Below are 23,660 nucleotides of genomic sequence, written 5' to 3'. Positions count from 1 at the left end.
AATGGAACGAAATCCGTGCCTACTGACGGATCTTCTGCCAGACGGAGGGGGAAACACCGACCATCTTGCGAAAGACGCGGGAGAAATGCGCCTGGTCCGAAAAACCGGCAGCGATGGCGATGTCGGTCAACGCCATGTCGGTCCGCATCATCAATTCCTTGACGCGATCAATGCGCGCCTGCATCTGCCACTGGTGTGGGGGCACGCCGGTAGAGGCCTTGAAGGCATGGCTGAAATGGGATTGCGAGAGGTTGGTGAGTTCCGCCAGCTCCTCCAGCCGGATCGACCGCAGGCAATGTTCGCGGATATAGTCCGTCGCCGCCCTTAATTGCCAGGCGGCGAGCTTGCTGCGTTTCTTGACCGGTTCCCGCTTCACTTTCAGGAAATCCGTGAGCAGCGCCAGCACGAGGCTTTCGCCATAGAGGTCGTGCAGCGGATCGGGATTATCGCATTCGGCAGCAATCAGTCGCGCCAGCGCCAGCAGGCGCTCATCCTCGAACATCAGATGCGGATCGAGCAGCCCGTGCGGATCGAAGCCCTGTACCAGCCGGGCACCCAGCAATCCCGCATCGAAATGCAGATCGAGGTGGCGCACGAAGGAGACATTGCTCAGTTCCGCATGAACATCCAGATCGGCGGGAACGAAGGAAATCCGGTTCGCCTTTGACGACCCGTAATTATCGCGGCGGCAGCGGTTCATCATGAAGCGGCCGTCATCCGTCCCATCCATATCGAGCAGGAAAACGAAACGCGGGTCCTTGCCGACATAACGGCCACCCGCCTTCGGGGCGCAGCGCACGTCCCAGAGATCGGCGACGATGCCGTTCCACACCCTCGAGCGCGGGCCGCCAATGACGGCAAAACCCTCGATCTCATTTTCCATCCGCACGCGGAAAGCCATGGCCTCTCGATCCCGCAGGGCGCCATGGCGCCACTATAACATGATAAATCTATTCATGTTTATAGTGGCAAACCAATTTTCCCGCAACTACGGCCTTTGGCCGCCCATCACCACTTCTTGGAAAGCTTGAAAGTGATGGTGCGGCTATCGCCCCAGCCGCAGACGGAGACCCCGGCGCAGCTCTTCACATATTCCTTGTCGAAGACATTGGCGACGTTGATCGATGCGGTCCAGTCGTTCTTCTCATAACGGATTGCGGCGTCGAAGACGGCGGCATCCGGCACGCGCAGCGTATTGGCCGCATCCGCCCAGGATTTGCCCTGATACCGCACGCCGCCGCCAAGGCTTAGGCCTTCCAGCGCATCATTGGTGAAGGCGTAATCCAGCCACAGCGAGGCGGTGTGGGCGGGCACGATCCATGGTGATTTGCCGATCAGGTTGGGATTGGCATCCTTGGTGATATCGAGATCGGTATAGGAATAGGACGCGATGGTCTTCCAGTTATCACTGAGATTGGCCTTGGCCTCCAGCTCGAGGCCGGTGGATTCCACCTGCCCGAACTGGCCGCTCGTGGTCACGCCGCCCGCCGTATAGGACACGATGGCATTGTCCTTGACCAGCTTGAAGACGGAGGCGGTGATGCTGCCGTCAAAGAAGGTCGGCTCATATTTGATACCCGCCTCGAACTGGTGTCCCTCCTCCGGTACGGCGGGGGGGCCGTCGGCAAGCGTATCGATGAGGGGATTGAAGAAGGTGGCAGCCGAGACATAGGGCGTCAGGCCATTGTCGAATTCATAGGCGAGACCGGCGCGGCCGCTTAACGCATCGTCATTGGAGCGGCGGGACAGGCCGGCAGGCAGCCTGTTGTTCAGTTCCGTATCGACATAATCGTAACGGCCGTTCAGCGTGACCAGCCAGCCATCGCCGAAACGCAGCTGATCCTGGGCGTAGATGCCGATCTGCTGCTGGGTCACGATATTGTCGGCATAAACGAAATTCGTTCCCTGCGTCGAGCCATAGACCGGGTTGAGCGCGCCGATCGAATTCGATCCGCAGCAGGCCTGCACCTGATCCAGCCGGTAATATTTATAGTCGAGGCCAAAGAGCAGCGAATGGTTGACCGCGCCGGTATCGAACTCGCCTTCAACACGGTTATCCACGCCGAAGCTGTCGACCTTCGACACGCCGTCATAACCGAAGCGGGTCAGCATATAGTCGTTGGTGGTGGCATCGAGGATCGGCTGGCCATTAGCGTCCGCATTGGCCCAGCCGCCCGCATAGGGTCCGGTCTCGTGCTTGTAGAGGTGGCCGTAACGGGCGTTCTGGCTGATCTTCCAGCCATTGTCGAATTCATGGCTGACTTCGTAACCCACCATCGACTGGTAGACACGGCCATTATCGATATCCGGCTCACCATAAAAGGCCTTGCGATCGAGCTTGCCGAAGGGCGCGTCCACGACCGTGCCGACATAGGGCAGGAAGCCGTTGCCGATATGGACCTGATCGAGCGCCGAGAAATAGCCGTAGAGCGTAGCGCTTGTCTGCGCATCCGGCTCGAAGGTGATCTGCGGCATGATGAAGCCGCGCAAATCCTCGGAATAGTCGGTGTAATTGTCGCCGCCGGAGACCTTGCCGGTGACGCGGTATTTCCACACGCCTTGCTCATCGACCTTGTCGCCGAGATCGAAGCCGAAGAAGGCATTGCCGAAATTATTGATGCCGATTTCCGTTTCCCGCACCGACTCATCCTGCGTGCGCTTGCGGACCATCTGCACAATGCCGCCGGGATTGGCGCCGCCGTAAAGCACCGAGGCGGGGCCTTTCAGGACCTCCACGCGCTCCAGACCGTAGGCATCCATCTGGAAACCGCCGAAACCGTAGCTGAACAGGTTCAGCCCATCGAGGAACACGCCGGTCTGGGTTGCCTGAAAACCGCGAATATAAATCCAGTCCGTGTCCGGGTCCGTGCCGAAGGGTTCCGCCGTCACACCGGGGGTGTAACGCAGCACTTCATCGATTTTCGTCACCGCGCCGCGGTCGTTCATTTCCTGGCGGCCGACGACCGATACGGATTGCGGAATATCCTTGGTTTCCGTCTCGGTTTTCGAACCGGTGGCGCTTTTCTTCGCGACATAACCGCGGACCGGGCCAGTCGCGTTTCCCGCGCCCTGCCCTTCAACGGTAATCTGCTGCAGAACGGTCGTGTCCTGCGCGTGGCCCATCGCTGGCGCCAGCAAAACAATGGCGGCCGTGCCCAAAGCCAGACGGCTCAAAAACATCCCATGCAAATTTTTCAAGATATGCCCCGAAACAGATCGCGGTCGATGTCCCTATCCGACAGGCCGCAGCACCTCAATTAAGATGAGTGTTTACATCATGATTAAGTGGGGATGCTTGTCGTTTTCGGGGCGGATTTGAAGCTTATTGGCTTCTCGCACAGTTTTGCGCCCGTCATTTATCGGGCTAAGCTTCGATGTCAGCCCTTACGCCGGCCGATCCTCGCAAGCAGCACCACGGGAAGCATGCCGATGACGACAATTGCCAGGGCTGTGATAGACGCCTCTTCATAGGTGCCGCGCGCCGCTTCGCCATAAAGATGAGTTGCGAAGGTTTCGAAGTTGAGCGGCCGCAGGAGAAGCGTGGCGGGAAGCTCCTTGACGCAATCGACAAAGATCAGCAGTGCCGCAGCCGCAAGCGACGCCTTGGAAAGCGGCAGATGAATCTGGCGGAATGTCTGCGTCGCGGATCGCCCGAGCGTACGCGCGGCGTGATCGAAGGATTGCGGGATGCGGCTGAGGCCGGCATCGACGCCGCCCGCGGCAATGGTGAGGAAACGCGCCGAATAGGCATAGATGAGGGCCGCGCCGCTGCCGATGAAGATCAGGCCGGTGGAGATGCCGAACCAGTCACGCATGGTCTGGTCGACAAACCGGTCGAAACCGCCGAGTGCAATCAGTACCCCGATGGCGATGACCGTGCCGGGGGCAGCATAACCCACTGTCGAAAGACGATAGGACCAGAGCGCGAGACGTCCCGGTGCAACGCGCATGGCGTAAGCAACGGCAAGGCCCAGGATAAGCGTGATCACCGTCGCCAGCCCGGCAAAGAGGATGGTGTTAAGAGCCTCATCGGCGAAACGGGCCGACAGGCCGCTGAAGCGGAAGCGCTTCCAAGCCTCAATGACGAGATAGCTCGCGGGTGCTACGAAGCCGATCAGGACCGGCAGACTGCCGAGCACGAAGGCGACCCAGCCCTTCAGGCCGGTGAGCCGCAGCGGTTCCAGTTCCCTGCTTTTCTGTGCAGAAACCGCGTAACGTTGCTTGCGCCGCGCCCAGCGCTCGAGCGCCACAAGGGCGACAACGATGAACAGCATGGAGAGCGCGATCTGTGCCGCACCCGGAAGGTCGGATTTCGTGACCCATGTGGTGTAGACGGAAACGGTGAGGGTGCGGACGCCGAGGAATTCCGATGCGCCGATATCATTCAGCGCTTCCATCAAGGCTAGGCTGATACCGACCGCGATCGCCGGGCGCGCCAGCGGCACCGCGACCTTGAAAAAAGCCGCGCGTCTTGAAACGCCGAGCGTGCGGGCCGCTTCCAGCAGGTTGCCCGCTTGCGTCAGGAACATGGCGCGCACGGGAATATAGACATAGGGAAACAGCACGAAGCCGAGGAGAACGATGCAGCCCGTCATCGACCTTATGTCCGGCAGGCGGAATTCTCGTGGGCTTGAATAACCGAGCAGCCAGCGGATCGCACCCTGCACCGGCCCGATGGGATGCAGGATATCGAGATAGGCATAGGCAACGATATAGGTGGGCATGGCCAGCGGCAGCAGCAGTGCCCATTCCAATAATCTGCGGCCGGGAAAATCATAGGCGGTGACCAGCCAGGCGGCATAGGTTCCAATGACACCGGCCAGCAGCCCGACACCAGCGAGAAGGATCGCCGTATCCGGAAGCGCCGTCCAGAGCACGGTCGAGCCAAGATGCGCCCAAAGGCCTTCAGACCCCTGCAAAGCCTGTGAGACGAGCGCCAGAACCGGCACCATGGCGCCACAGACCGCCAGCACGGAGAGACACAGCCACCAGAAGGTGGATGAAAACCTGGCTCGGGCACGAGGTGTCAATGGCTGGATGGCGTCTGGATTCATGTGCTTTTGGAAAATACGCGGAAAGGCGCCCGCAGATGCGAACGCCTTCCACCATGTTATCGCTGATTGGCCTTTACTTGTCGAAACCGACCTTGTCGACCAGCTCGCTCGCCTGCTTGCGATGCGAGACGATTTCCGTCAGCGGCTTGTTATCGATCTTCAGCGTGCCGAAGGAAGCGATGATCTCGTTGAGAGCAGCACCCTGCTTGACCGGATATTCGTAGTTGGCTTCAGCATAGATCTTCTGGGCTTCGTCCGAAACGAGATATTCCAGCAGCTTGACGGCTTCCGCCTTGTTCGGAGCATTCTTGGCCACAGCCGCGCCGCTGATATTGACCTGCGTGCCGCCGTTCTTGAAGGTCGGCAGAACCACCTTGATGGCGTCGCCCCACTTCACCTGCTCCTCGCCGCCCTTGCCCGAGCGCATCAGGCCGACATAATAGGAGTTGGCGATGCCGATGTCGCAAATGCCACCGAGGATGTCCTTGGCAACGTCGCGGTCGCCGCCGCCTGCCTTGCGGGCCAGGTTTTCCTTGACGCCGGCAAGCCACTTCTCGGTGTCCGCAGCGCCGTAATGGGCGATGTAATCGGCAAACAGCGCCGTGTTATAGGGATGCTGGCCGGCGCGAATGCAAACCTTGCCCTTCCACTTCGCATCCGCCAGATCTTCATAGTTGAAGGAGGCGAGATCGACATCCTTCGCCGCGTAGAGAACGCGGGCGCGCATGGAAAGCGCGAACCAATGGCCCTTGGCGTCGCGAAGCTCGGCGGGAATAGCCTTCGTCAGGGTTTCGGATTCAACCGCCTGGGTGACGCCCTTTTCAGCGAGATCAACGAGGTTGCCGGCATCCACGGTCATCAGAACGTCGGCCGGCGAGCTTGCGCCTTCGCTCAGAACGCGCTCCGCAAGACCGTCCTTCAGGAACACGGTGTTGACCTTGACGCCGCTCGAAGCGGTGAAGGATTCCAGCAGGGGCTGGATCAGGCCCGGTTCGCGGGTAGTGTAGATGTTGAGTTCAGCAGCGCTGGCCGTTCCGGCCGCAAAGGCAACCGTGCTGGCAAGCAGGGTAAATCTCGTAAATTTCGTCATGTTTTGTCTCCCTCTCCGATAGCGGCAATATAGGGGGAGCAGACATCATACATGACGGCCCAAATCAAGTTTTATTTCCTGGTTTTTTGAGCCGCTGCGATCACCAAGAGTTGAAAATAGACAGGGAATAAAAGCGCCAGTCCATTCATTCAACCTCAGGTAAAGATGAGAACCCCTTTGGGGTCTATACCGAAGCGCACCGCCGTGGTCCGGGCGGGTGTGCGCTGCATCGTCCTGACCCGCAGGTCGGAAGGCAGTCCGGGCACGGCTATGCCAAGCTGCTCGATCTCGCCGAGAAAAACGCGGCTCGATATTTCGCCGGCAATCCCCTCTTTCGCGGCGCCGTCCTCGATGATCGAAATCGCATTGGGGCGAACATAAGCGACGGCGGCGAGACCATCGGGCAGATCGGAGGCGTCACCCAACAGCCCGAGCGGCGTTTCGACGCGACCCTCTCTCACCCGGCCCTCGATCTTGTTGAAGGCACAGAAAAAATCGGCGGCATAGCGGGTTTTGGGATTGTCGTGGATTTCGTAACCCGTGCCGCTCTGCACGATACGTCCGCGCTGCATCAGAACCACACGGTCACCTGCGGAAAGCGCCTCCTCCGGATCATGGGTGACCATGATCGCCGTCGTGCCCCGTTGCCGCAGGAGGCCGAGCGTTTCCTCGCGCACGCTGTCGCGCAATCCCCTGTCCAGATTGGAAAAGGGCTCGTCCATCAACAGCAGGCCGGGCTGTGGTGCAAGCGCGCGGGCAAGCGCCACGCGCTGCTGCTCACCGCCCGAAAGCGTATGCGGATAACGTTTTGCCAGCGCCTGCAGGTGAACATGTTCGATCATCTCGGCAGCGCGGCGGCGGGCTTCTACCTTCGGCAAAGTGCGAAGACCGAACATGACATTCTGCTCGACGGTGAGATGCGGAAACAGCGCGTAATCCTGAAAGACAAAACCGATATTGCGCTTTTCCGGCTCCACGAAAACAGCGGGGCCGGCAACGACAGCGCCGTTCAGGGAAACGCTGCCATGATCCGGCGTCTCCACGCCCGCCACAATGCGCAGCAGGGTCGATTTTCCACAGCCGGAGCGCCCCACCAGACAAATGATTTCGCCACGTTCGACGGAAAGATCGATATCGGACAGCACGTCCGTATCGCCGAATCTTTTCCCAACCGATTTCAGTTCAAGCGCTGCCCTGCCTGCCATTTCCAATCCTGCCCTGCTTTGCGAATTATGTTGATCGCTCAAATCAGGATTAAAGTCAAAAAAGCCGGGAAAAATGTATTTCCCTTCACGAGTTGGCGAGATGTGCGGCAGCAATATTGACGTTTACGTTAGAGTTAAATAGGTTTTGCCGACGAGATGGACGCCAATGGATTACGCGTCTATCATTCGTTACCGGGGAGCGAGAGGAGCGGTCGATCCGGTGACGCCACATGAGGTTTCCTCAACCCGGCCGATTGGGCCGGTTGAATGCGGGAGCCTCGTGAACATCAGGCAGCCGAAAGCGCCGTTAACGTATTTCAATGAATGCGCGGCGCAACAAAGACTCTGGGAGGAGAAGCATGAGTGAACTGTCCCTGGGACACCCGGAAAATGTCGGCGCACAGAAGCGCTGGCTGGCATCCTATCCGCCGGGCGTACCTTCCGAAATCCCCGCATCCGCCCATGCCTCCCTTGTCGAACTTCTCGAAAAGAGCTGTGCGCAATTTGCCGACCGCAAGGCCTTTTCCAGCATGGGAAAGTCCCTGACCTATCGGGAACTGGACGCTGAAACCCGCGCGGTCGCCGCCTGGCTGCAATCCAGAGGACTGGAAAAAGGCGACCGGGTTGCCGTGATGATGCCGAATATCCTGCAAAATCCCGTCGCCGTATACGGGATCCTGCGAGCTGGCATGGTCGTGGTCAATGTCAATCCGCTCTACACACCGCGCGAACTGGAACATCAGCTTAAGGATTCCGGCGCAAAGGCGATCTTTGTGCTGGAAAACTTCGCCCATGTGGCGCAGCAGGCGGTGCCAAAAACCGCCGTCCGGCATGTGGTCGTCGCGGCGATGGGCGATCTGCTTGGTCTCAAGGGACATATCGTCAATCTGGTGGTTCGCAAGGTCAAGAAACTGGTGCCCGCCTACACCATCCCCGGCTCCATCGGCTTCAAGGCGATGCTGAAGGAAGGTCAGGGATTTTCGTTGAAGCCGGTCAGCCTCACGGCGCAGGACATCGCCTTCCTGCAATATACCGGTGGCACAACGGGCGTATCGAAGGGTGCGGTTCTCACCCATGCCAACCTTCTGGCCAACAAGGTCCAGATTAGCCTGTGGCTGGACGCGGCCTTCAATGGCAAAAAAGATCGCCCGGAGGTTCTCAACTTCATCTGCGCGCTGCCGCTCTGCCACATCTTCGCATTGACGGTGAATTCGCTGATGGGCATTGCGCTCGGTGGCCATAACCTGCTGATCGCCAATCCGCGCGATATTCCCGGCTTCGTGAAGGAGCTGGCGCATTATCAGCCGCATGTTTTCCCCGGCATCAACACGCTTTTCAACGCGCTGATGAACAACGAGGATTTCCGCAAGCTCGATCTGTCGTCCCTCATTCTGGTTCTCGGCGGCGGCATGGCGGTGCAAAGGCCCGTTGCGGAGCGCTGGCTTTCCATCGTCGGCTGCCCGATTGCCGAAGGTTACGGCCTCTCCGAGACATCACCCGTTGCAACGGTCAATCGTCTCGATTCCACGGAATTCAGCGGCACCATCGGCCTGCCGATTTCCTCGACCGAAATCGATATTCGCGATGAGGACGGCAACAGCCTGCCAACGGGGGAAGTCGGCGAGATCTGCATCCGTGGTCCGCAGGTCATGGCCGGTTACTGGCAGCGGCCGGATGAAACGGCAAAGGCCATGACCGCGGACGGCTTCTTCCGATCAGGCGACATGGGTTTCATGGACGAGCGCGGTTACACCAAGATCGTCGACCGCAAGAAGGACATGATCCTCGTTTCCGGCTTCAACGTCTATCCGAACGAGGTGGAAGAAGTGGCGGCCAGCCATCCGGGTGTGCTGGAATGCGCGGCAATCGGTGTTCCGGATGAACATTCCGGCGAAACCGTCAAGCTTTTCGTGGTCAAGAAGGATCAGTCCCTGACGGAAGCGGAGCTCAAGGCCTTCTGCGCCAAGAACCTGACGAACTACAAACGGCCGAAAATCATCGAGTTCCGCACCGAGCTGCCGAAATCGAATGTCGGCAAAATCTTGCGGCGCGAATTGCGCAATCTGAACTGATTGTCTCAGCCAATGGGGAGAGCCGGGCAACCGGCTCTTTCTTTCATCCCGGCCCTTTTCTTTTATCAAAGTCGCCTTGATTTGGCCGCCTGAAAAAGAATAGTTTCCTCATCCTTCCACGGAAGCCGAGGAGCACAAGATGCAGGCCACCATCGAAAAACTGAAAGCAACGGCGAGCAGCACAGCCGCAACCGATCTTCGCGCCGCCTTTGCGGCCGACGACAAGAGATTCAGCCGTTTCAGCGCCAAATTCGATGACCTGCTGATGGATTATTCCAAATGCGCCGTGAATGAGGAGATCGTCACGCTTCTCGAACAGCTCGCACGCGAAGGCGGCGTCGAGGCAAAGCGCGAGGAGATGTTCTCCGGCAAGGCAATCAACTTCACCGAAGACCGCGCCGTGCTGCATACCGCGCTGCGCAACCGCTCCAATACGCCGGTTCTCGTTGATGGCAAGGACGTGATGGCTGATGTGAACGCCGTTCTGGCGGCCATGGGCAAGTTTGCCGATGCGATCCGCTCCGGCTCGCTCAAGGGCGCGACCGGCAAGAAGATTACCGACGTCATCAATATCGGCATCGGCGGCTCCGATCTCGGCCCTGTCATGGCGACGCTGGCGCTGGCGCCTTTCCATGATGGCCCACGCGCGCATTTCGTTTCCAACATCGATGGCGCACATATTGCCGACACACTGAAGCTGGTTGACCCCGAGACCTCGCTTTTCATCGTCGCCTCGAAAACCTTCACCACCATCGAAACGATGACGAATGCCGCCACGGCGCGCCGTTTCATCGCCGAAAAGCTGGGTGAAGCAGCCGTCAAGCATCACTTCGCCGCCGTTTCGACCGCGCTCGACAAGGTGGCTGCCTTCGGTATCGAAAGCGACCGCATCTTCGGTTTCTGGGACTGGGTCGGCGGGCGTTATTCGATCTGGTCCGCCATCGGCCTGCCGCTGATGATCGCCATCGGGCCGGATAATTTCGGCAAGTTTCTGGATGGCGCGCACGCCATGGACAGGCATTTCCGCGAGGCGCCGATCCGCGAAAACCTGCCGATGTTGCTCGGCCTCATCGGTTTTTATAACCGCAACGTGCTGAATTATCCAACCCGGGCGATCCTGCCCTATGACCAGCGGCTCTCGCGTTTCCCCGCCTACCTGCAGCAGCTCGACATGGAATCGAACGGCAAGGGTGTGACCATCGACGGCACGCCGGTCGAAGGCCAGTCCGGCCCGGTTGTCTGGGGCGAACCCGGCACCAACGGCCAGCACGCCTTCTATCAGCTCATCCACCAGGGCACGAGCGTCATTCCGGCGGAATTCATGATCGCCGCCAACGGTTTTGAGCCAGAACTGCGCCACCAGCACCAGCTTCTCATCGCCAATTGCCTGGCGCAATCGGAAGCGCTGATGAAGGGCCGCACGCTTGCCGAAGCGAAAGCCCAGCTCACTTCCAAGGGCATGGAAGACAAACTCGCCGATTTCATCGCGCCGCACCGCGTTTTCACCGGCAACCGTCCGTCCATCACCTTCGTCTACGACAAGCTGACGCCTTTTGCGCTTGGCCGCCTGATCGCGCTCTACGAGCATCGCGTTTTCGTCGAAGGCGTGCTGTTTCGCATCAACTCCTTCGACCAGTGGGGCGTGGAGCTTGGCAAGGAATTGGCGACCGGCCTGCTTCCCGTCGTTGAAGGCAAGGAAAGTGCTGCCGGCCATGACAGCTCGACGCAGGGACTGGTGAAGGCGCGGGCGGGACTGGCGGGATAAACCCCACACGCCGCAATTTACGAAAGCCGGAAGGAGACTTCCGGCTTTTTCAATGCAGCGTTGGTCGAATGTCGTTTTGGAGGCGCATATGCCGTTGCAGCCGGGCAAGGACTTTCTGGAGTTTCACGACCTGCCTGCGGATGCGGTCTTCTCGATCATCGACCGCGCGTGCGCTCTGGCCGAGGACTGGTCAAAGGCCACGATGCCACAGACCCTCAAGGGAAAGCGCATCGGGCTGATCGTTGATGACACCGGCTGGCGCAATACCGCAGCTTTTGATCTTGGCATTCAGGCGATGGGCGGCATTTGCGTCACCGTTCCGATCAGCTTTAACGGCCGCGAAGACATTGCCGATCTGGCGGGCTATCTCGACAACTGGTTCGATCTGCTGATCGTCCGCACGAAAGAACTCTCGACCCTCCGGGCGCTTGCAGCCGAAATGCGCGCGCCTGTCATCAACGCGCGGACAAAGTCCAATCATCCATGCGAAACGCTTGGCGATTTGGCCTATGTCAAAAGCGTGAGGGGCCGGATAGACGGCCTCAAAATCGTCGGTGTGGCACCGGATGCCAATATTTTACGCTCATGGGTCGAAGCCTCGATTTCCCTGCCCATTCAGGTCACGCAGGTTTATCCCGATCAATGGCACGTCACCGATGCCGCCCTCATCAATCCGAACTTCCAGGTAAGCACTGAGATGGCAGAGTTGCTGGATGCGGATGTGGTCATTACCGATTCCTGGCCCACCGGCGCAGATCATCATCTGATGGATTATAGCATATCCGCATCCCTTCTCGACAGGATGCGGCCCGATGCGATCTTTTTGCCCTGCCCGCCAGTCGCGCGTGGTCAGGAGGTGACGACGGACGCCATGGTGCACCCGGCCTGCCAGAGCCGGGCAGCGAAGGCATTTCTCCTACATGCCCAGAATGCCCTGATGGAATTCCTGCTCGCCTGAGAGGTGAGGCCCGGCCTCAAATATAAAGCGCAGCCATCTTGCGCCACGCGCCCGCACGGTGGGCGCGGCCATCCCAGACATGCATCTGATGCCCCACCTGCTTGTCCGACAGAACCCGGCTCAGATGATGATTGTTGTCCAGAAACGGGTCGGCATCGCCGATGGCGAAGACCATGTCGATGCGGCGCAGGTGATCAAGCCGCCATGGGCAGGCGAGGCCCGGCAGAAAATGGCTCGGCATGAGAAAATAAACATCGTCGTCGTAATAGCCGTCGAACAGGTCACCGAAAGATTCCACCTTCATCGTCAGATCATAACGACCGGAAAAGGCGACGAGCTTGCGAAAAAGATGCGGGTGGCGAAAGACGAGGCTGGCGGCCTGAAACGCACCGAGACTGCAGCCCTGCACGATCGTGTCACTATTCGGGTTTTTCTCGGCCATCAGCGGCAGCACTTCGTTCAGAATATACTCTTCGAAAGCGGCATGCCTGCGAATGCGATCGGCGGGATGATGCCCGGCCGCATAGAAGGTCTCTCTGGCCAGCCCCTCTATGCAATAGAGCTGAAGGTGGCCCGCCTCCAGCTTGTCGGCCAGACTGCCAACAAGGCCCAGTTCCTCATATTCGAAGAAACGCCCGTCGCGGGTGGGAAACATCAGCACCTTGGCGCCAGAATGTCCGAATATTAACAGCTCCATGTCGCGATGGAGCCTTTGACTATACCAACGGAGATATTCGCGTTTCATGGCACCTTGAAAAACCGTCTGACCTTGTCCTTATGGACCGCATCTTGCGATGCGCTGTCAGGGTAATCGAAATGCCCGGCGTCGAGGATGAAGATTTCATTAAATTTTGATTGTGGCAGAGCATTGGCCACGGCGAACTGGCAAGGTGGCGCCACTGCCGGATCGAAAAGCGCAGGCGCGACCAGCATCGGCACTTTTATGCGGGCGGCGGCGCAGGCGGCGTCGAACAGGCGCAGCGTTTCAAGCACATTGGCATGGGTCTTCTGGTACGTCTGAACCGCATCCGCGCTGCCGACGGGGGGCAGCGTCAGCCAGAACGGCCGGTGTCCGAATGTCGGCACGACAAGATGGCCGCGATCAATGCGCTCGTCGAAAGGGATGGCCAGGGCACCGATGCCGCCGCCGAAACTGATGCCGCTATAACCCACCTGCCCTTCCAGCCAGGGATAGAGGGCTATGAGCGTGGAAACGGCAACCCACAGATCATCGACGCAGCCGCCAATGATGTAATCGTCTTTCCTGTCTATATTATAGAGAACATGGAGCGCCGGGTCGGACGAGATCGGCGGACAGGCGCTCAGCGAAAGCCCGCGAAAACAGGGAAACAGCACGGCTGTTTCTTCCACCGGCACGTCGAAATCAGGAGCCTCACGACCGCCGTAACCATGGCCCACAACGAGGCCGCGACGCACCTGCCCCTCGCGCGGTAGCAGCAGCCACCCGCCGATACGAAAACCGCCGGTGGAGGTGTAGGTCATATCGAGGACATGCCAGCGGGGGTCGCTGAGCCTGCTCTTGCGCAGTACCGGTCGAGGATCTGTGGCGAGTGCGCGGCGATAGCGCTTTTTCCAGAAATCATCGAAGCCCGGCGGCGCCTCGGGCGGGGTGATGGCCAGCAACTGTTCACGCTGCATGCCATAGGTCGGGTCGAAATCAAAAGGATGGGACTTGGGAACGCTCATGCGATGCTTGTTTCGTGAAAAAACAGCGGACACAAGCTTCATAATATCGAAATAACGGTTTTTTACGGCTTTAGCGGCGGGGAGAGTGTTGAACCACCTGTTCAAAATGGTTCAACCGCGCCCATCACAAACCGATCTCATGCGCAAAGGGTGGATTCGCGCCGGCCCGCGAGACCGTGACCGCAGCAGCCTTCGCACCCAGCGCCAAAGCCTTCCTGATCTGCTCTTCCGTCAGCGAGGCAACCTGCGCCTTGGTCAGAAGGCCCTGCATTTTCAGCGAAGCGAGAATGCCGGCATCGAATGTATCGCCCGCACCGACCGTATCGACTACCTCTACTCGCTCGGACGCCACTTCCACCTTGAAATTGGCCGAATAACCAACGGCACCCTTGGCGCCCCGGGTGACCACGACGAGTTTTGCGCCATGATGCAACCAGTGGCGTGCGAGCGTCTCCTCGTCGCCTTCCACTCCGAACCATTCAAGGTCCTCGTCGGAGAATTTTACGATGTCAGACTTCGCCGCCATACGGAGGATGCGGGCCATATGCGCCTGCTTGTCCTTGATGAAACCGGGGCGGATATTCGGATCGAGCGAAATGACGCGGCTTTGGTGCTCGCGTACCAGCAGCGCCTCATAGGTACTGCCGCAGGGTTCCGGAATGAGGCTGATGGCGCCGAAATGCAGCGCCTCGCAATCCGCGCCAAGCGCCGGAAGATCGGCCTCGGTAATCATCCTGCCGGCGGTATTCTCGTCATAAAAAGCGTATGTGGCATGGCCATCGATGAGCTTGACGAAGGCGATCGTGGTCGGCCGCGAAAGCATTGCGCAATAGCTGAAATCCACATTGCTCGCCCGCAGGGTTGTCCGCAGGATATCGCCCATCATGTCGTCGGAAAGACCTGTGAAGAACGCGGATGGGACGCCGAGACGCCCCAGCGCAATCGCCGTGTTGAAGACCGCTCCGCCTGCATAGGGGGCAAAACCAGCCTCACCCAGCGTCGTCTGCCGGGGCAGCATGTCGATCAGGGCTTCACCACAACACAGGATCATTACGGTCCTCCTCAAACAGCAAATCAAATGGACTTAAATCGATTTAGACGAAGATCGATCGGAAGGCCAGCCGCAAAACCGGGCTGGCCGCATCCGAAATCACGATTGCGGCAATTCGCTGACACCGCCGCGCTTTGCCGACCACGGCAGGGGGTTATCGAGGAAGGCCTCGACCTCGGACAGGGTCTCTTCGTCAAACAGTTTTTCAGCGCGGGCGACCGCCAGAACGTCGCGCCAGGTCGTCAGGTAATGCAGCTTGACATTGCCGTTGGCGAAGCGCGCTTCGGCCTCTTCGAAGATGCCGTAATAGAAGAGCGCAATGCCGTGATCGACGATACCGCCCGCCGCACGGATGGCGTCGATGAAGGTGAACATCGAGCCGCCGGCCGTCGTCAGATCCTCGATGACGAGAACGCGTGCGCCTTCCGGCATATGGCCTTCGATCTGGGCGTTGCGGCCATGGCCTTTCGGCTTCTTGCGGCAATAGATCATCGGCAGGCCAAGGCGCTCGGCAAGGAAGGCGGCAAAGGGAATGCCGGCCGTTTCACCGCCCGCCACACAGTCGAACTTCTCGAAACCGGCCTCGCGCATGACAGCCGCCGCCGCAAAATCCATTGCCGCCGAGCGGATGCGCGGGAAGGAGATGAGCTTGCGCATATCGATGTAAACCGGGCTCTTCATGCCTGAAGCGAAGGTGTAGGGGCTTTCGGAATTGAAATGGACCGCCTTGATTTCCCACAACATCTTCGCAACCAGTTCCGCAACAACGGTGCGGTCAGTGAATGTGAAATGGTTCATAGGCGTTCTCCTTTTTCGGCCTTGGTTTATCGCTCCGAAAACCCGGATCGGTTTTCGGAAAGCACAGCATCTCGATTCAGCATTGCAGGCATCCGCAGGCGGCACCGAAATTTATGGGTGGATGCCTGAGGACCATAACAAAACCGCCGGCAGTGCCGGCGGTCAAAAAAATCAGCTTACATCCCAATGGAGCGGGAACATCGGGTCGAATACGGTCACCGGCCCGGCGCCCGTCTCGATCTTGGCGGGAAACGACACCGGCTCCTCGCGTTTGATCAGCGTGATCGTCTCCTCGTTCGGTGCAAGACCATACCAGGCCGGGCCGTTGAGCGAAGCGAAGGCTTCCAGTTTATCGAGGGCGTTTTCATCCTCGAAGACATGGGCAAGGCAGCTCATGGTGTTGATGGAGGTGTAAATGCCGGCGCAGCCGCAGGCGCATTCCTTCAGCGGGTCCACATGCGGGGCGGAATCCGTGCCGAGGAAGAAGCGGGCGTCGCCCGAAGTCGCAGCAGCCCGCAGCGCCAGCCGGTGCTCCTCGCGCTTGGCAACGGGCAGGCAATAATAATGCGGCTTGATACCGCCAACCAGAATGGCATTGCGGTTGATTATGAGGTGGTGCGTGGTGATCGAGCCGGCCAGATTGGCCTTGGACGACTTGATATAATCCACGCCGTCGCGGGTGGTGATGTGCTCCATCGTCACCTTGAGTTCCGGCAGACGCTGGCGCAGAGGTTCCAGAACCGTATCGATGAAGGCTTTCTCGCGGTCGAAAATATCGACTTCCGGTGTCGTTACCTCGCCATGCACGCAGAGCGGCAGGCCGATCTTCGCCATGCGCTCCAGAACCGGCATGGCCTTGTTGAAATCGCGCACACCGCCGTGGGAGTTGGTCGTCGCGCCGGCCGGATAGAGCTTTACGGCGGTGATGAGACCGTTTTTTTTGCCCTCTTCCACGTCGTCGGCCTGCGTGTCTTCAGTCAGATAGAGGGTCATCAGCGGCTCGAAACGATCGCCCGCCGGAATGGCCCTGACAATGCGTTCGCGATAGGCGCGGGCATCGGCCGTGGTGACGACCGGGGGCACCAGGTTCGGCATGATGATGGCACGGGCGAAATGGCGGCTCGTATCCCCGATCACCCCTTCCAGCATTGCCCCGTCACGCAGGTGCAGGTGCCAGTCATCAGGGCGGCGCAGGGTGAGCGACTTCATCGGGATACCTCGGAGCATGACGGAATTGGCGCCCGCTTAGCATCTTTTGCCGCGGGAAAACAGCCGCCAAAGTCCATCAGGCAGCTGTAAATGTCATTTTTTTGAGGCGTGGCTCAGATGTTACCCGCCTCCGGACCCCAGACATCGGTCATCGCGAAACCATCAGCCAGGGGGTCAAAGGGATCGAGACCAACCTGATGCAGACCGAAGGTGAAGCCGCGCCCGGCGATGGTTGGAATGACGGCAGGACGGCCCGCCACCTCGGTGACGGCGGAAAGGCCGACATCGAATTCCGAACCGATGATCGAGCGGGATTTATATTCATCTCCCACCTTCACCTTGCCGCGCGCATAAAGCGTGGCAAGATTGGCGGAGTTGCCGGTTCCGCAGGGCGAACGATCCGCCCGGCCCGGCCACATGGTGGTGCAGGTGCGGATGGAACCGTCCGCATCCACATCCCGGAACATCACATAGGCGACGCCTGAGATGGCCGGGATTTCAGGATGGACGACGGTCATTTCGCGGTTGACCAAATCTTTCAGGATCATGCCCGCCGAGACCAGCTTCGCGGCATTGGCCTTTTCGATCGTGAGACCGATCTGGCGGACATCGACCAGCGCATAAAAAATGCCGCCATAGGAGATATCCATCGTCACCTTGCCCCATTCGGGGGTGTCGATGCTGACATCCAGCTCGTGCACGAAGGACGGCACCATGGTCAGCTTGACCTTTTCGCAGCGTCCGTCGCGGCAGGTGGCCGTGGCCTTTACCAGACCGGCAGCCGTTTCCAGAATGATGACGGTTTCCGGTTCCTGCATTTCCACCATGCCGCTTTCCAGAAGCGCCGTCGTTGCGCAGATGGAATTCGAGCCCGAGCTGGCATGCGCCTGATCCGGCTGGAGAATGACGAAAGCCGCATGCGCATCCGGATGTTTCGGCGGCAGGAGAAGATTGACCGAGCCCATGGGCGTGCCGCGCGGTTCCAGCGTCAGAAAGCGGCGCAGAGCCTCACCCTGCGGATCGGTATTCATCCAGTGAAGCTGTTCGGCCACGGTATTGCCGGGAATTTTCGGCGCGCCCCCGGTGACGACACGGCCGATTTCGCCTTCGCAATGGACATCGAGAAGCTGGAGAGTGCGTTTCCAACGCATGGGGTCTTACTCCGGAAGTTGAGCTGTTAACCGGACCATACAGATAAAAATACAAGCTGTATACAAAACTACGGGAGCGGGATGACAAAAACGCTTAGCGTTTCCGCCCCCCTCTCTCGCATCGTATTTTAGCGGTTACGGCATTCCGCCCGGTTTCGATTGGCAGCAGCATCGCAGTTCACCCTTGACGATTGAAGCGCCTGATCGTCCACCACGGAGCCGGCCGTATCGCCCACCGATCCGACCGTGTTTTCCATGGAGCGGCCCAGTCTTTCCACCTGCCTGCCATAATTTTCCCGCGTGCGCGGATCGAAAACTGCAATCGGTGCGCTGACCACCACGCTGGCCGCCGTCCCAACGGTTTGCGCAGCACCAATGCTGACAGCGCCAAGAGCTTCACCGAGACCGACGTCGGAATCCGTTACCGTCTGCCCGGCGATAAGGCGGTCGCCAATCAGACGCACGACCTCGGGGCTCTCGGCAAATTTGCCATGGTTCAGTCGGTCACCGGATTGCAGCTTGGTCAAATCCAGAACGGTGATACCGGCTTTTTCAAGCTCGCTGCGATAGGGCTCGACCGATGGATCGATCTGGCCGAGACGGTCGACATTGCCGGAAATGCGGCGCGACAGGCTGAGCGCGCGGTCATCCTGCGAAACGAAAAGCGTGAATTTCGGCGGGGTTTTGCCGAGGCTTGCGAATTGCCGGCTGAATACGTCCACATCCAGATCCGGCGCCGCGAGGATGACATTGCCGATCTTCGGATCGACACGGCCATTGCGGATGGCCATCTGGCGCCGCGCCTCCACCGCAAGCCAGGTGCCCATGGAATGGGCCATGACCGTGACCTCGCCGATGGACCTGTCCTTGGCGAGGCGGGTCAGCATCTCCTCCAGCGCATCGCGCGAATAGTTGGTGCTTTCCTTGTCGTAGTTATAGTCAAAGATGCTCGCTCGCGACGGCCAGGTGAAGACGACGGGCACGACGTCAGTGCCGGAATCATGGACGATCTGCGCGAAGCGATAAACGGATTCCTCGTACCGGTTGTTGAAACCGTGAACGAAGACCAGCACGCGCCGGTCCTTCTGGATGTGTCTGCCGATCCAGCTTCTGGTCTCGGCTTCGGAGCGAATGGGCTCCACCGCCACCGTGGTGAAATCCTTCAGCGGATTGGGCGGCAGCTTCTTCGGCCATTGCACCTGCCCGACCTTGCGGTTGGCGTTGGGCGGAATGGAAACCGTCACCGCATCCACCTTCAGACCCGTTCCACGCTCGCCGCCAAAAAGCACGGCGGCGTTTTCAGATGGCGCACGGGTGGTGGCGACGAGAAGATTGACCGGCGTGGTTCCCGCCACGGTCTGCCCCGTCGGCGTCATGACCCCGATCGGACGCCCCCCGCAACCGGCGAGCAGGGCGACAATGGCGATTACGGCCACGAAGCGAATGGGCATCACATCACTCTCCTACAACCCAGAGGCAGCCGGAAAGCAGCCGGGGGAGAGGATTTTCTACCGGAGGCGGAACCGCCGCGCCAGCAACCTGACCACTAGAGCGGACAATTTCCGCCCCGGTGTGTCCAAACGGACCCAATTGTATGGCGGTTGAGCCGGCAGCAGGGGCACCTTTAAAAAACGCAGGCCTATTTCTGCGGCAGCATCGTGCCCCTTTCGCGCAGCGCCTCATGCCAGGATAGCGCCTCTTCAATGAGATGCGGCGTGTGCCCTCCCCGCGCCACCGCGCGCTGATAATAATCCGTCAGCGCATCACGATATTGGGGGTGCACACAGTTCGCGATGATAACCGCCGCGCGCTCGCGAGGTGCGAGACCGCGCAGATCGGCAAGCCCGGTCTCGGTCACGAGAATATCGACATCATGTTCGGTATGATCGACATGGCTGACCATGGGCACTACGCTGGAAATGGCTCCGCCCTTGGCGATCGATTTGGTGACGAAGATGGACATATAGGCGTTGCGGGCGAAATCCCCCGAGCCGCCGATGCCGTTCATCATGTGCGTTCCGCCGACATGGGTGGAATTGACGTTTCCGTAAATATCGAATTCCAGCGCCGTGTTGATGCCGATAATGCCAAGGCGGCGGATGACTTCCGGGTGATTGCTGACCTCCTGCGGGCGCAGGATCAATCTGCTCTTGTAATCGGCCAATCGCGGCATGACCTGCTCGTTCATGGCGGAAGACAGGGTGATCGATGAACCCGAGGCAAAGGTCAGCTTGCCCGCATCAAACAGTTCGAAAGTCGAATCCTGCAAGACCTCCGAATACATTTTGAGGTCGTGAAACGGCGTATCGATGAAACCATGCATGACAGCATTGGCAATGGTGCCGATGCCGGCCTGAAGCGGCTGGAGTTCATGGGTCATGCGGCCGTGACGCACCTCGTTCAACAGGAACTCGGTGAGATGGCCGGCAATGGCCTTGGTCCCATCGTCAGGCGGCAGCACGGTTGAAAAACTGTCGCTCTTGTCGCTCAGAACGATGGCCGCGATCTTTTCCGGCGGCACCGGAATGAACGGCAGGCCAACACGGCTATCCGTTGCCACCACCGGAATGGGCATGCGGGTCGGGCGCCTGGCGGGAATGAAGATGTCATGCAGCCCCTCCAGCACCTCGGGCTGCGACAGGTTGATCTCGACGATGACCTTGTCGGCCAGAATGGCGAAGCTCGCGGAATTGCCGACGGAGGTGGTAGGAATGATGCCGCCTTCCGCCGTAATCGCCACGGCCTCGACAATGGCGATATCGACCCCGTGAATCTGGCCGCCGCGCAATTGCTCGACCGTTTCGGAAAGATGCTGATCAATGAACATCACCTTGCCGTCATTGATCGCCCTGCGCAAAGCCGGATCGGACTGGAACGGCATGCGGCGCGCCAGCATTCCCGCCTCGACCATGGTCTTGTCAAGATCGTTGCCCAGCGACGCACCGGTCATAAGGGTGATTTTCATGGGATGTGTCTTGGCGCGCTCGGCCAGCGCCAGCGGCACGGCCTTCGCTTCCCCGGCCCGCGTAAAGCCGCTCATGCCTACCGTCATGCCATCCTGAATGAGACTGGCGGCCTCTTCGGCGCTGACGATCCTGTTCAAGAGGGACGCGTTGCGGATACGCTTTTCAAGCATGCACTTCTCCATGATCTGTCATCACGATGGCACGGCATTTGGCTGGCCACCTCACGGCGACTATGGCGCGCAGTTTCATCGATGAAACTGACATAGATCAAGGGTGCGAACGGAACCATGGCTCTCGCGTATCAAATCCGTTCAACAAACCTCAAGTGACGCATCGGCGCGACAGGCCGCGGGGTCTTCTCACCACCGCAGCCTTGTAGTCGGCAAAGACCTCTCCCTCACCACCCGCAACAGGCGACGAGGCGGAGGTCATCTCTTTGCAACACGGAAATCGTCCGGTGTCAGGGGCCTTCGCAGACAGGAGCCTGACCGAGCACGACCTGCCCCACCTCCGCATCATAGGCACGCAGGCCAAATGCGCCGAGGCTTATGACCCGGTAACAGGGATTGCCGCCCGTCCACAGCGGATCGACAACATCGATATCGGTGATGAAACGGTGCGCGCAAGCCTGACCGGAGCTGTAAGCTATGCCTTCCGCCGTCGTGCCCGCCATCGGCACATGGATGTGGCCAAAAATGATGTGACGTATGCCGGCCGGATGGGCGGAGAGGCGGCGCATGACAGCACCGTCATCATGCATGCCGATATGTTCGAAATGGCGGATGCCGCAATCCATCGGCGGATGGTGAATGAAAACCGTCACCGGCAGATCGCCTGCGCCTTCCAGCGCACTCTCCAGCCATGCCAGACGATCCGCGCCATACATGCCGCCTATGACATCGGCTTCGTGGCTGTCGAGAAACAGCAAACGGCCAAAATCCGTATCGATGAAGGACTGGATATAACCGTTATCGTCGCGCGGCTGCTCGGGAAAGGCGGCCACGAATTCCGGTCGACGGTCATGATTTCCGAGCATCAGCCTCACCGGCATGGAGACCGGTGTGAGGATATCGCGAAGCAGCTCATAGGCTTCCGGCTCGCCGTAATTACAAAGATCACCCGTCATGACAAGAAGATCAGCGTCGGCGTGTTTTTCGACAATATCGGCCACCGCCGCGCGCAGCTGCTTTTCCGGGTCGACGCCGTTTACAGCAATGCCGGGCGGTACGAGATGGGTGTCGGTGATCTGGATGATCTTCATAACGGCTCTTTCTGCGCAAAATGGCTGCGGGAACGGATTTCCCCGCAGCCTTTTCAGGCGTTCTGCTTATTTCAGCAGGGCGTTGGTCTGCTCGACGATCTGCTTGAGACCGGCTTCCGGCGTCACCTCACCGCGCATGACCGTGCCGATGATGTCGCGCTGCGTGCGCCAGATGCGGACGGAATCGCCACCCGGATAACCGGCCCAGGGCAGAGAACGGTCAGCCTGAAGCGAAGCGGTCTTCACATTCGGGTTCTCGACATAATAGGGAGCGAGGAAGTCCGGGCCGGTTGCCAGCTTGTTGGTCGGCAGGTAACCGGTGATGCGAACGATGGTGTTCTGCGCTTCCGGACCGGTGATCCACTTCAGGTACTTCCAGGCAGCGTCCTGCTTGGCCTTTTCCTGGGTCAGGATAACAGCCGAGTTGCCGCCGGTCGGAACGCCGCCCTTTTCCTTGTTGTCGAGCGGGAAGGTCGCCGTCTTCAGTTTGAAGCGGTCGCCGACCAGACCCTGGATCGTCTGAACGTGGGCGGGCGTCGAGAAGATGAAGCCGGTAAGGCCTGCACCGAACTGCTGGCGGGACTGATCCCAGTCGAGCAGGTTCTGGCCGCCTTCGGTGACGAACTGGCGGGTCATCTTCAGAGCGTTGAGGCCGATCTCGTTGTCGAAGCCAACGGTCTTGGCCTTCTCGTCAACGAGCTTGCCGCCCTGTTCGACGATGAGCGCCTGCCACAACCAGTCATCCGGCCAGCCGTTAATGTCGTAGCTCATGCCGGCGAACTTGGGGTCGAGAGCCTTGATCTTCTTTGCAAGAGCAATGAGCTCGGCAAAGGTCGTCGGCATCTTGTCCGGATCACCGCCAGCCTTGGTGACGAGGTCGGAGTTGATGTAGATGATCGGCGAGGAGGCGTTGACCGGCAGGCCGTACTGCTTGCCGTCGATCTGGCCGAGTGCCGCCATCTTCGGGCTGTAGTTCTTGTCGAGGAAAGCCTGACCGCCTTCAGCCTGAATGAACGGGCCGAGATCGGTGATCTGGTTGCGCGGTGCAAGCGTGTGAACGAGTTCCGCCGTCAGGTTGTAACCCGAGAAATAAACGTCAGGCAGATTGCCAGTGACGGCAGAGCGCAGAACCTGCTGCTGGCCTTCGTTGTAACCGGCAGCCGGAGCGAGGAAGTTGATCTTCACATCAGGGTTCTTCTTCATGAATTCATCGGCCAGCGGCTGATGAAACTTGGTGAAGCCCGGCAGGTTGTAGAGAACGTTGAGCGTGATTTCATTGGCCAGAACCGGCTGAGCAAGGCCCGCAAAAGCCATGCCGAGAGCCAGACCGCCCATCACAGCGCGTCGGTTGAGTTTCATGTCAGTCTCCAGAG

At 59.4% G+C, this 23,660-nt stretch carries 18 protein-coding genes; 3 read left to right on the top strand and 15 right to left on the bottom strand.

Translation table 11 applies throughout. The features are described 5' to 3' along the window. Nucleotides 1-19: 19 nt before the first annotated feature. The 5 genes from ASB65_RS01695 to ASB65_RS01675 form a co-directional block, all read right to left on the bottom strand. Nucleotides 20-901, bottom strand: a complete 882-nt coding sequence (locus ASB65_RS01695; RefSeq protein ID WP_060722854.1) for a helix-turn-helix transcriptional regulator — start codon at nucleotides 899-901, stop codon at nucleotides 20-22. Between the two features lie 107 nt (nucleotides 902-1,008). Then, nucleotides 1,009-3,198 carry a TonB-dependent siderophore receptor gene (locus ASB65_RS01690; RefSeq protein ID WP_081088391.1) on the bottom strand — a complete coding sequence of 730 codons (2,190 nt, stop codon included), beginning with the start codon at nucleotides 3,196-3,198 and terminating at the stop codon, nucleotides 1,009-1,011. A 179-nt stretch (nucleotides 3,199-3,377) separates the two neighbouring features. Next, complete coding sequence (locus tag ASB65_RS01685) at nucleotides 3,378-5,054, bottom strand: ABC transporter permease (protein WP_060722852.1); 1,677 nt, start codon at nucleotides 5,052-5,054, stop codon at nucleotides 3,378-3,380. Between the two features lie 73 nt (nucleotides 5,055-5,127). Then, nucleotides 5,128-6,144 (bottom strand): extracellular solute-binding protein, encoded by a 1,017-nt coding sequence (locus ASB65_RS01680; RefSeq protein WP_020810558.1) that lies wholly within the window; start codon nucleotides 6,142-6,144, stop codon nucleotides 5,128-5,130. A gap of 155 nt (nucleotides 6,145-6,299) precedes the next feature. Beyond that, nucleotides 6,300-7,349 (bottom strand): ABC transporter ATP-binding protein, encoded by a 1,050-nt coding sequence (locus tag ASB65_RS01675; RefSeq protein ID WP_060722851.1) that lies wholly within the window; start codon nucleotides 7,347-7,349, stop codon nucleotides 6,300-6,302. A 359-nt stretch (nucleotides 7,350-7,708) separates the two neighbouring features. Between ASB65_RS01675 and ASB65_RS01670 the strand changes: the two genes are divergently transcribed. The 3 genes from ASB65_RS01670 (at nucleotide 7,709) to ASB65_RS01660 (ending at nucleotide 12,144) form a co-directional block, all read left to right on the top strand. Then, the gene (locus ASB65_RS01670) at nucleotides 7,709-9,421 is read left to right on the top strand and encodes a long-chain fatty acid--CoA ligase (protein WP_060722850.1); all 1,713 of its coding nucleotides are present in this window, start codon (nucleotides 7,709-7,711) and stop codon (nucleotides 9,419-9,421) included. 139 nt (nucleotides 9,422-9,560) lie between these two features. Beyond that, complete coding sequence (pgi, locus tag ASB65_RS01665) at nucleotides 9,561-11,186, top strand: glucose-6-phosphate isomerase (protein WP_060722849.1); 1,626 nt, start codon at nucleotides 9,561-9,563, stop codon at nucleotides 11,184-11,186. A gap of 88 nt (nucleotides 11,187-11,274) precedes the next feature. Next, the gene (locus ASB65_RS01660; protein ID WP_035212598.1) at nucleotides 11,275-12,144 is read left to right on the top strand and encodes an ornithine carbamoyltransferase; all 870 of its coding nucleotides are present in this window, start codon (nucleotides 11,275-11,277) and stop codon (nucleotides 12,142-12,144) included. Nucleotides 12,145-12,160: 16 nt separating this feature from the next. Here ASB65_RS01660 and ASB65_RS01655 read toward each other — a convergent pair whose 3' ends face one another. The 10 genes from ASB65_RS01655 to ASB65_RS01610 form a co-directional block, all read right to left on the bottom strand. Then, a complete protein-coding gene (locus tag ASB65_RS01655; RefSeq protein ID WP_060722848.1) occupies nucleotides 12,161-12,889 on the bottom strand; it encodes an esterase family protein in 729 nt (242 codons plus the stop codon). Further along, nucleotides 12,886-13,851: an acetylxylan esterase gene (locus tag ASB65_RS01650; protein ID WP_060723027.1), complete on the bottom strand. Its 966-nt coding sequence runs from the start codon at nucleotides 13,849-13,851 to the stop codon at nucleotides 12,886-12,888. The genes ASB65_RS01655 and ASB65_RS01650 overlap by 4 nt, the downstream gene beginning before the upstream one ends. A gap of 124 nt (nucleotides 13,852-13,975) precedes the next feature. Beyond that, complete coding sequence (locus tag ASB65_RS01645; protein WP_003503619.1) at nucleotides 13,976-14,902, bottom strand: carbohydrate kinase family protein; 927 nt, start codon at nucleotides 14,900-14,902, stop codon at nucleotides 13,976-13,978. A gap of 99 nt (nucleotides 14,903-15,001) precedes the next feature. Continuing rightward, nucleotides 15,002-15,700, bottom strand: coding sequence for an orotate phosphoribosyltransferase (locus ASB65_RS01640; RefSeq protein WP_003503621.1), 699 nt, complete (start codon nucleotides 15,698-15,700; stop codon nucleotides 15,002-15,004). Nucleotides 15,701-15,871: 171 nt separating this feature from the next. After that, nucleotides 15,872-16,909: a dihydroorotase gene (pyrC, locus tag ASB65_RS01635; RefSeq protein ID WP_060723026.1), complete on the bottom strand. Its 1,038-nt coding sequence runs from the start codon at nucleotides 16,907-16,909 to the stop codon at nucleotides 15,872-15,874. Between the two features lie 113 nt (nucleotides 16,910-17,022). Continuing rightward, on the bottom strand, nucleotides 17,023-18,060 hold the full coding sequence (locus tag ASB65_RS01630; RefSeq protein ID WP_003503625.1) for a 4-hydroxyproline epimerase: 1,038 nt from the start codon (nucleotides 18,058-18,060) through the stop codon (nucleotides 17,023-17,025). Nucleotides 18,061-18,188: 128 nt separating this feature from the next. Next, entirely contained in the window at nucleotides 18,189-19,511 is a 1,323-nt protein-coding gene (locus ASB65_RS01625; protein ID WP_060722847.1) for an alpha/beta hydrolase, read from the bottom strand. 188 nt (nucleotides 19,512-19,699) lie between these two features. Then, nucleotides 19,700-21,196, bottom strand: coding sequence for an acetyl-CoA hydrolase/transferase family protein (locus tag ASB65_RS01620; protein WP_060722846.1), 1,497 nt, complete (start codon nucleotides 21,194-21,196; stop codon nucleotides 19,700-19,702). Nucleotides 21,197-21,486: 290 nt separating this feature from the next. After that, nucleotides 21,487-22,287 carry a phosphodiesterase gene (locus ASB65_RS01615; RefSeq protein ID WP_060722845.1) on the bottom strand — a complete coding sequence of 267 codons (801 nt, stop codon included), beginning with the start codon at nucleotides 22,285-22,287 and terminating at the stop codon, nucleotides 21,487-21,489. 66 nt (nucleotides 22,288-22,353) lie between these two features. Further along, nucleotides 22,354-23,646, bottom strand: coding sequence for an ABC transporter substrate-binding protein (locus ASB65_RS01610; RefSeq protein WP_003503651.1), 1,293 nt, complete (start codon nucleotides 23,644-23,646; stop codon nucleotides 22,354-22,356). Nucleotides 23,647-23,660 lie beyond the last annotated feature (14 nt).

Origin of the sequence: Agrobacterium tumefaciens str. B6 (genome assembly GCF_001541315.1) — a bacterium.
Classification (GTDB): Bacteria; Pseudomonadota; Alphaproteobacteria; order Rhizobiales; family Rhizobiaceae; genus Agrobacterium; species Agrobacterium radiobacter.
This window is presented reverse-complemented; position numbering and strand designations above follow the sequence as displayed.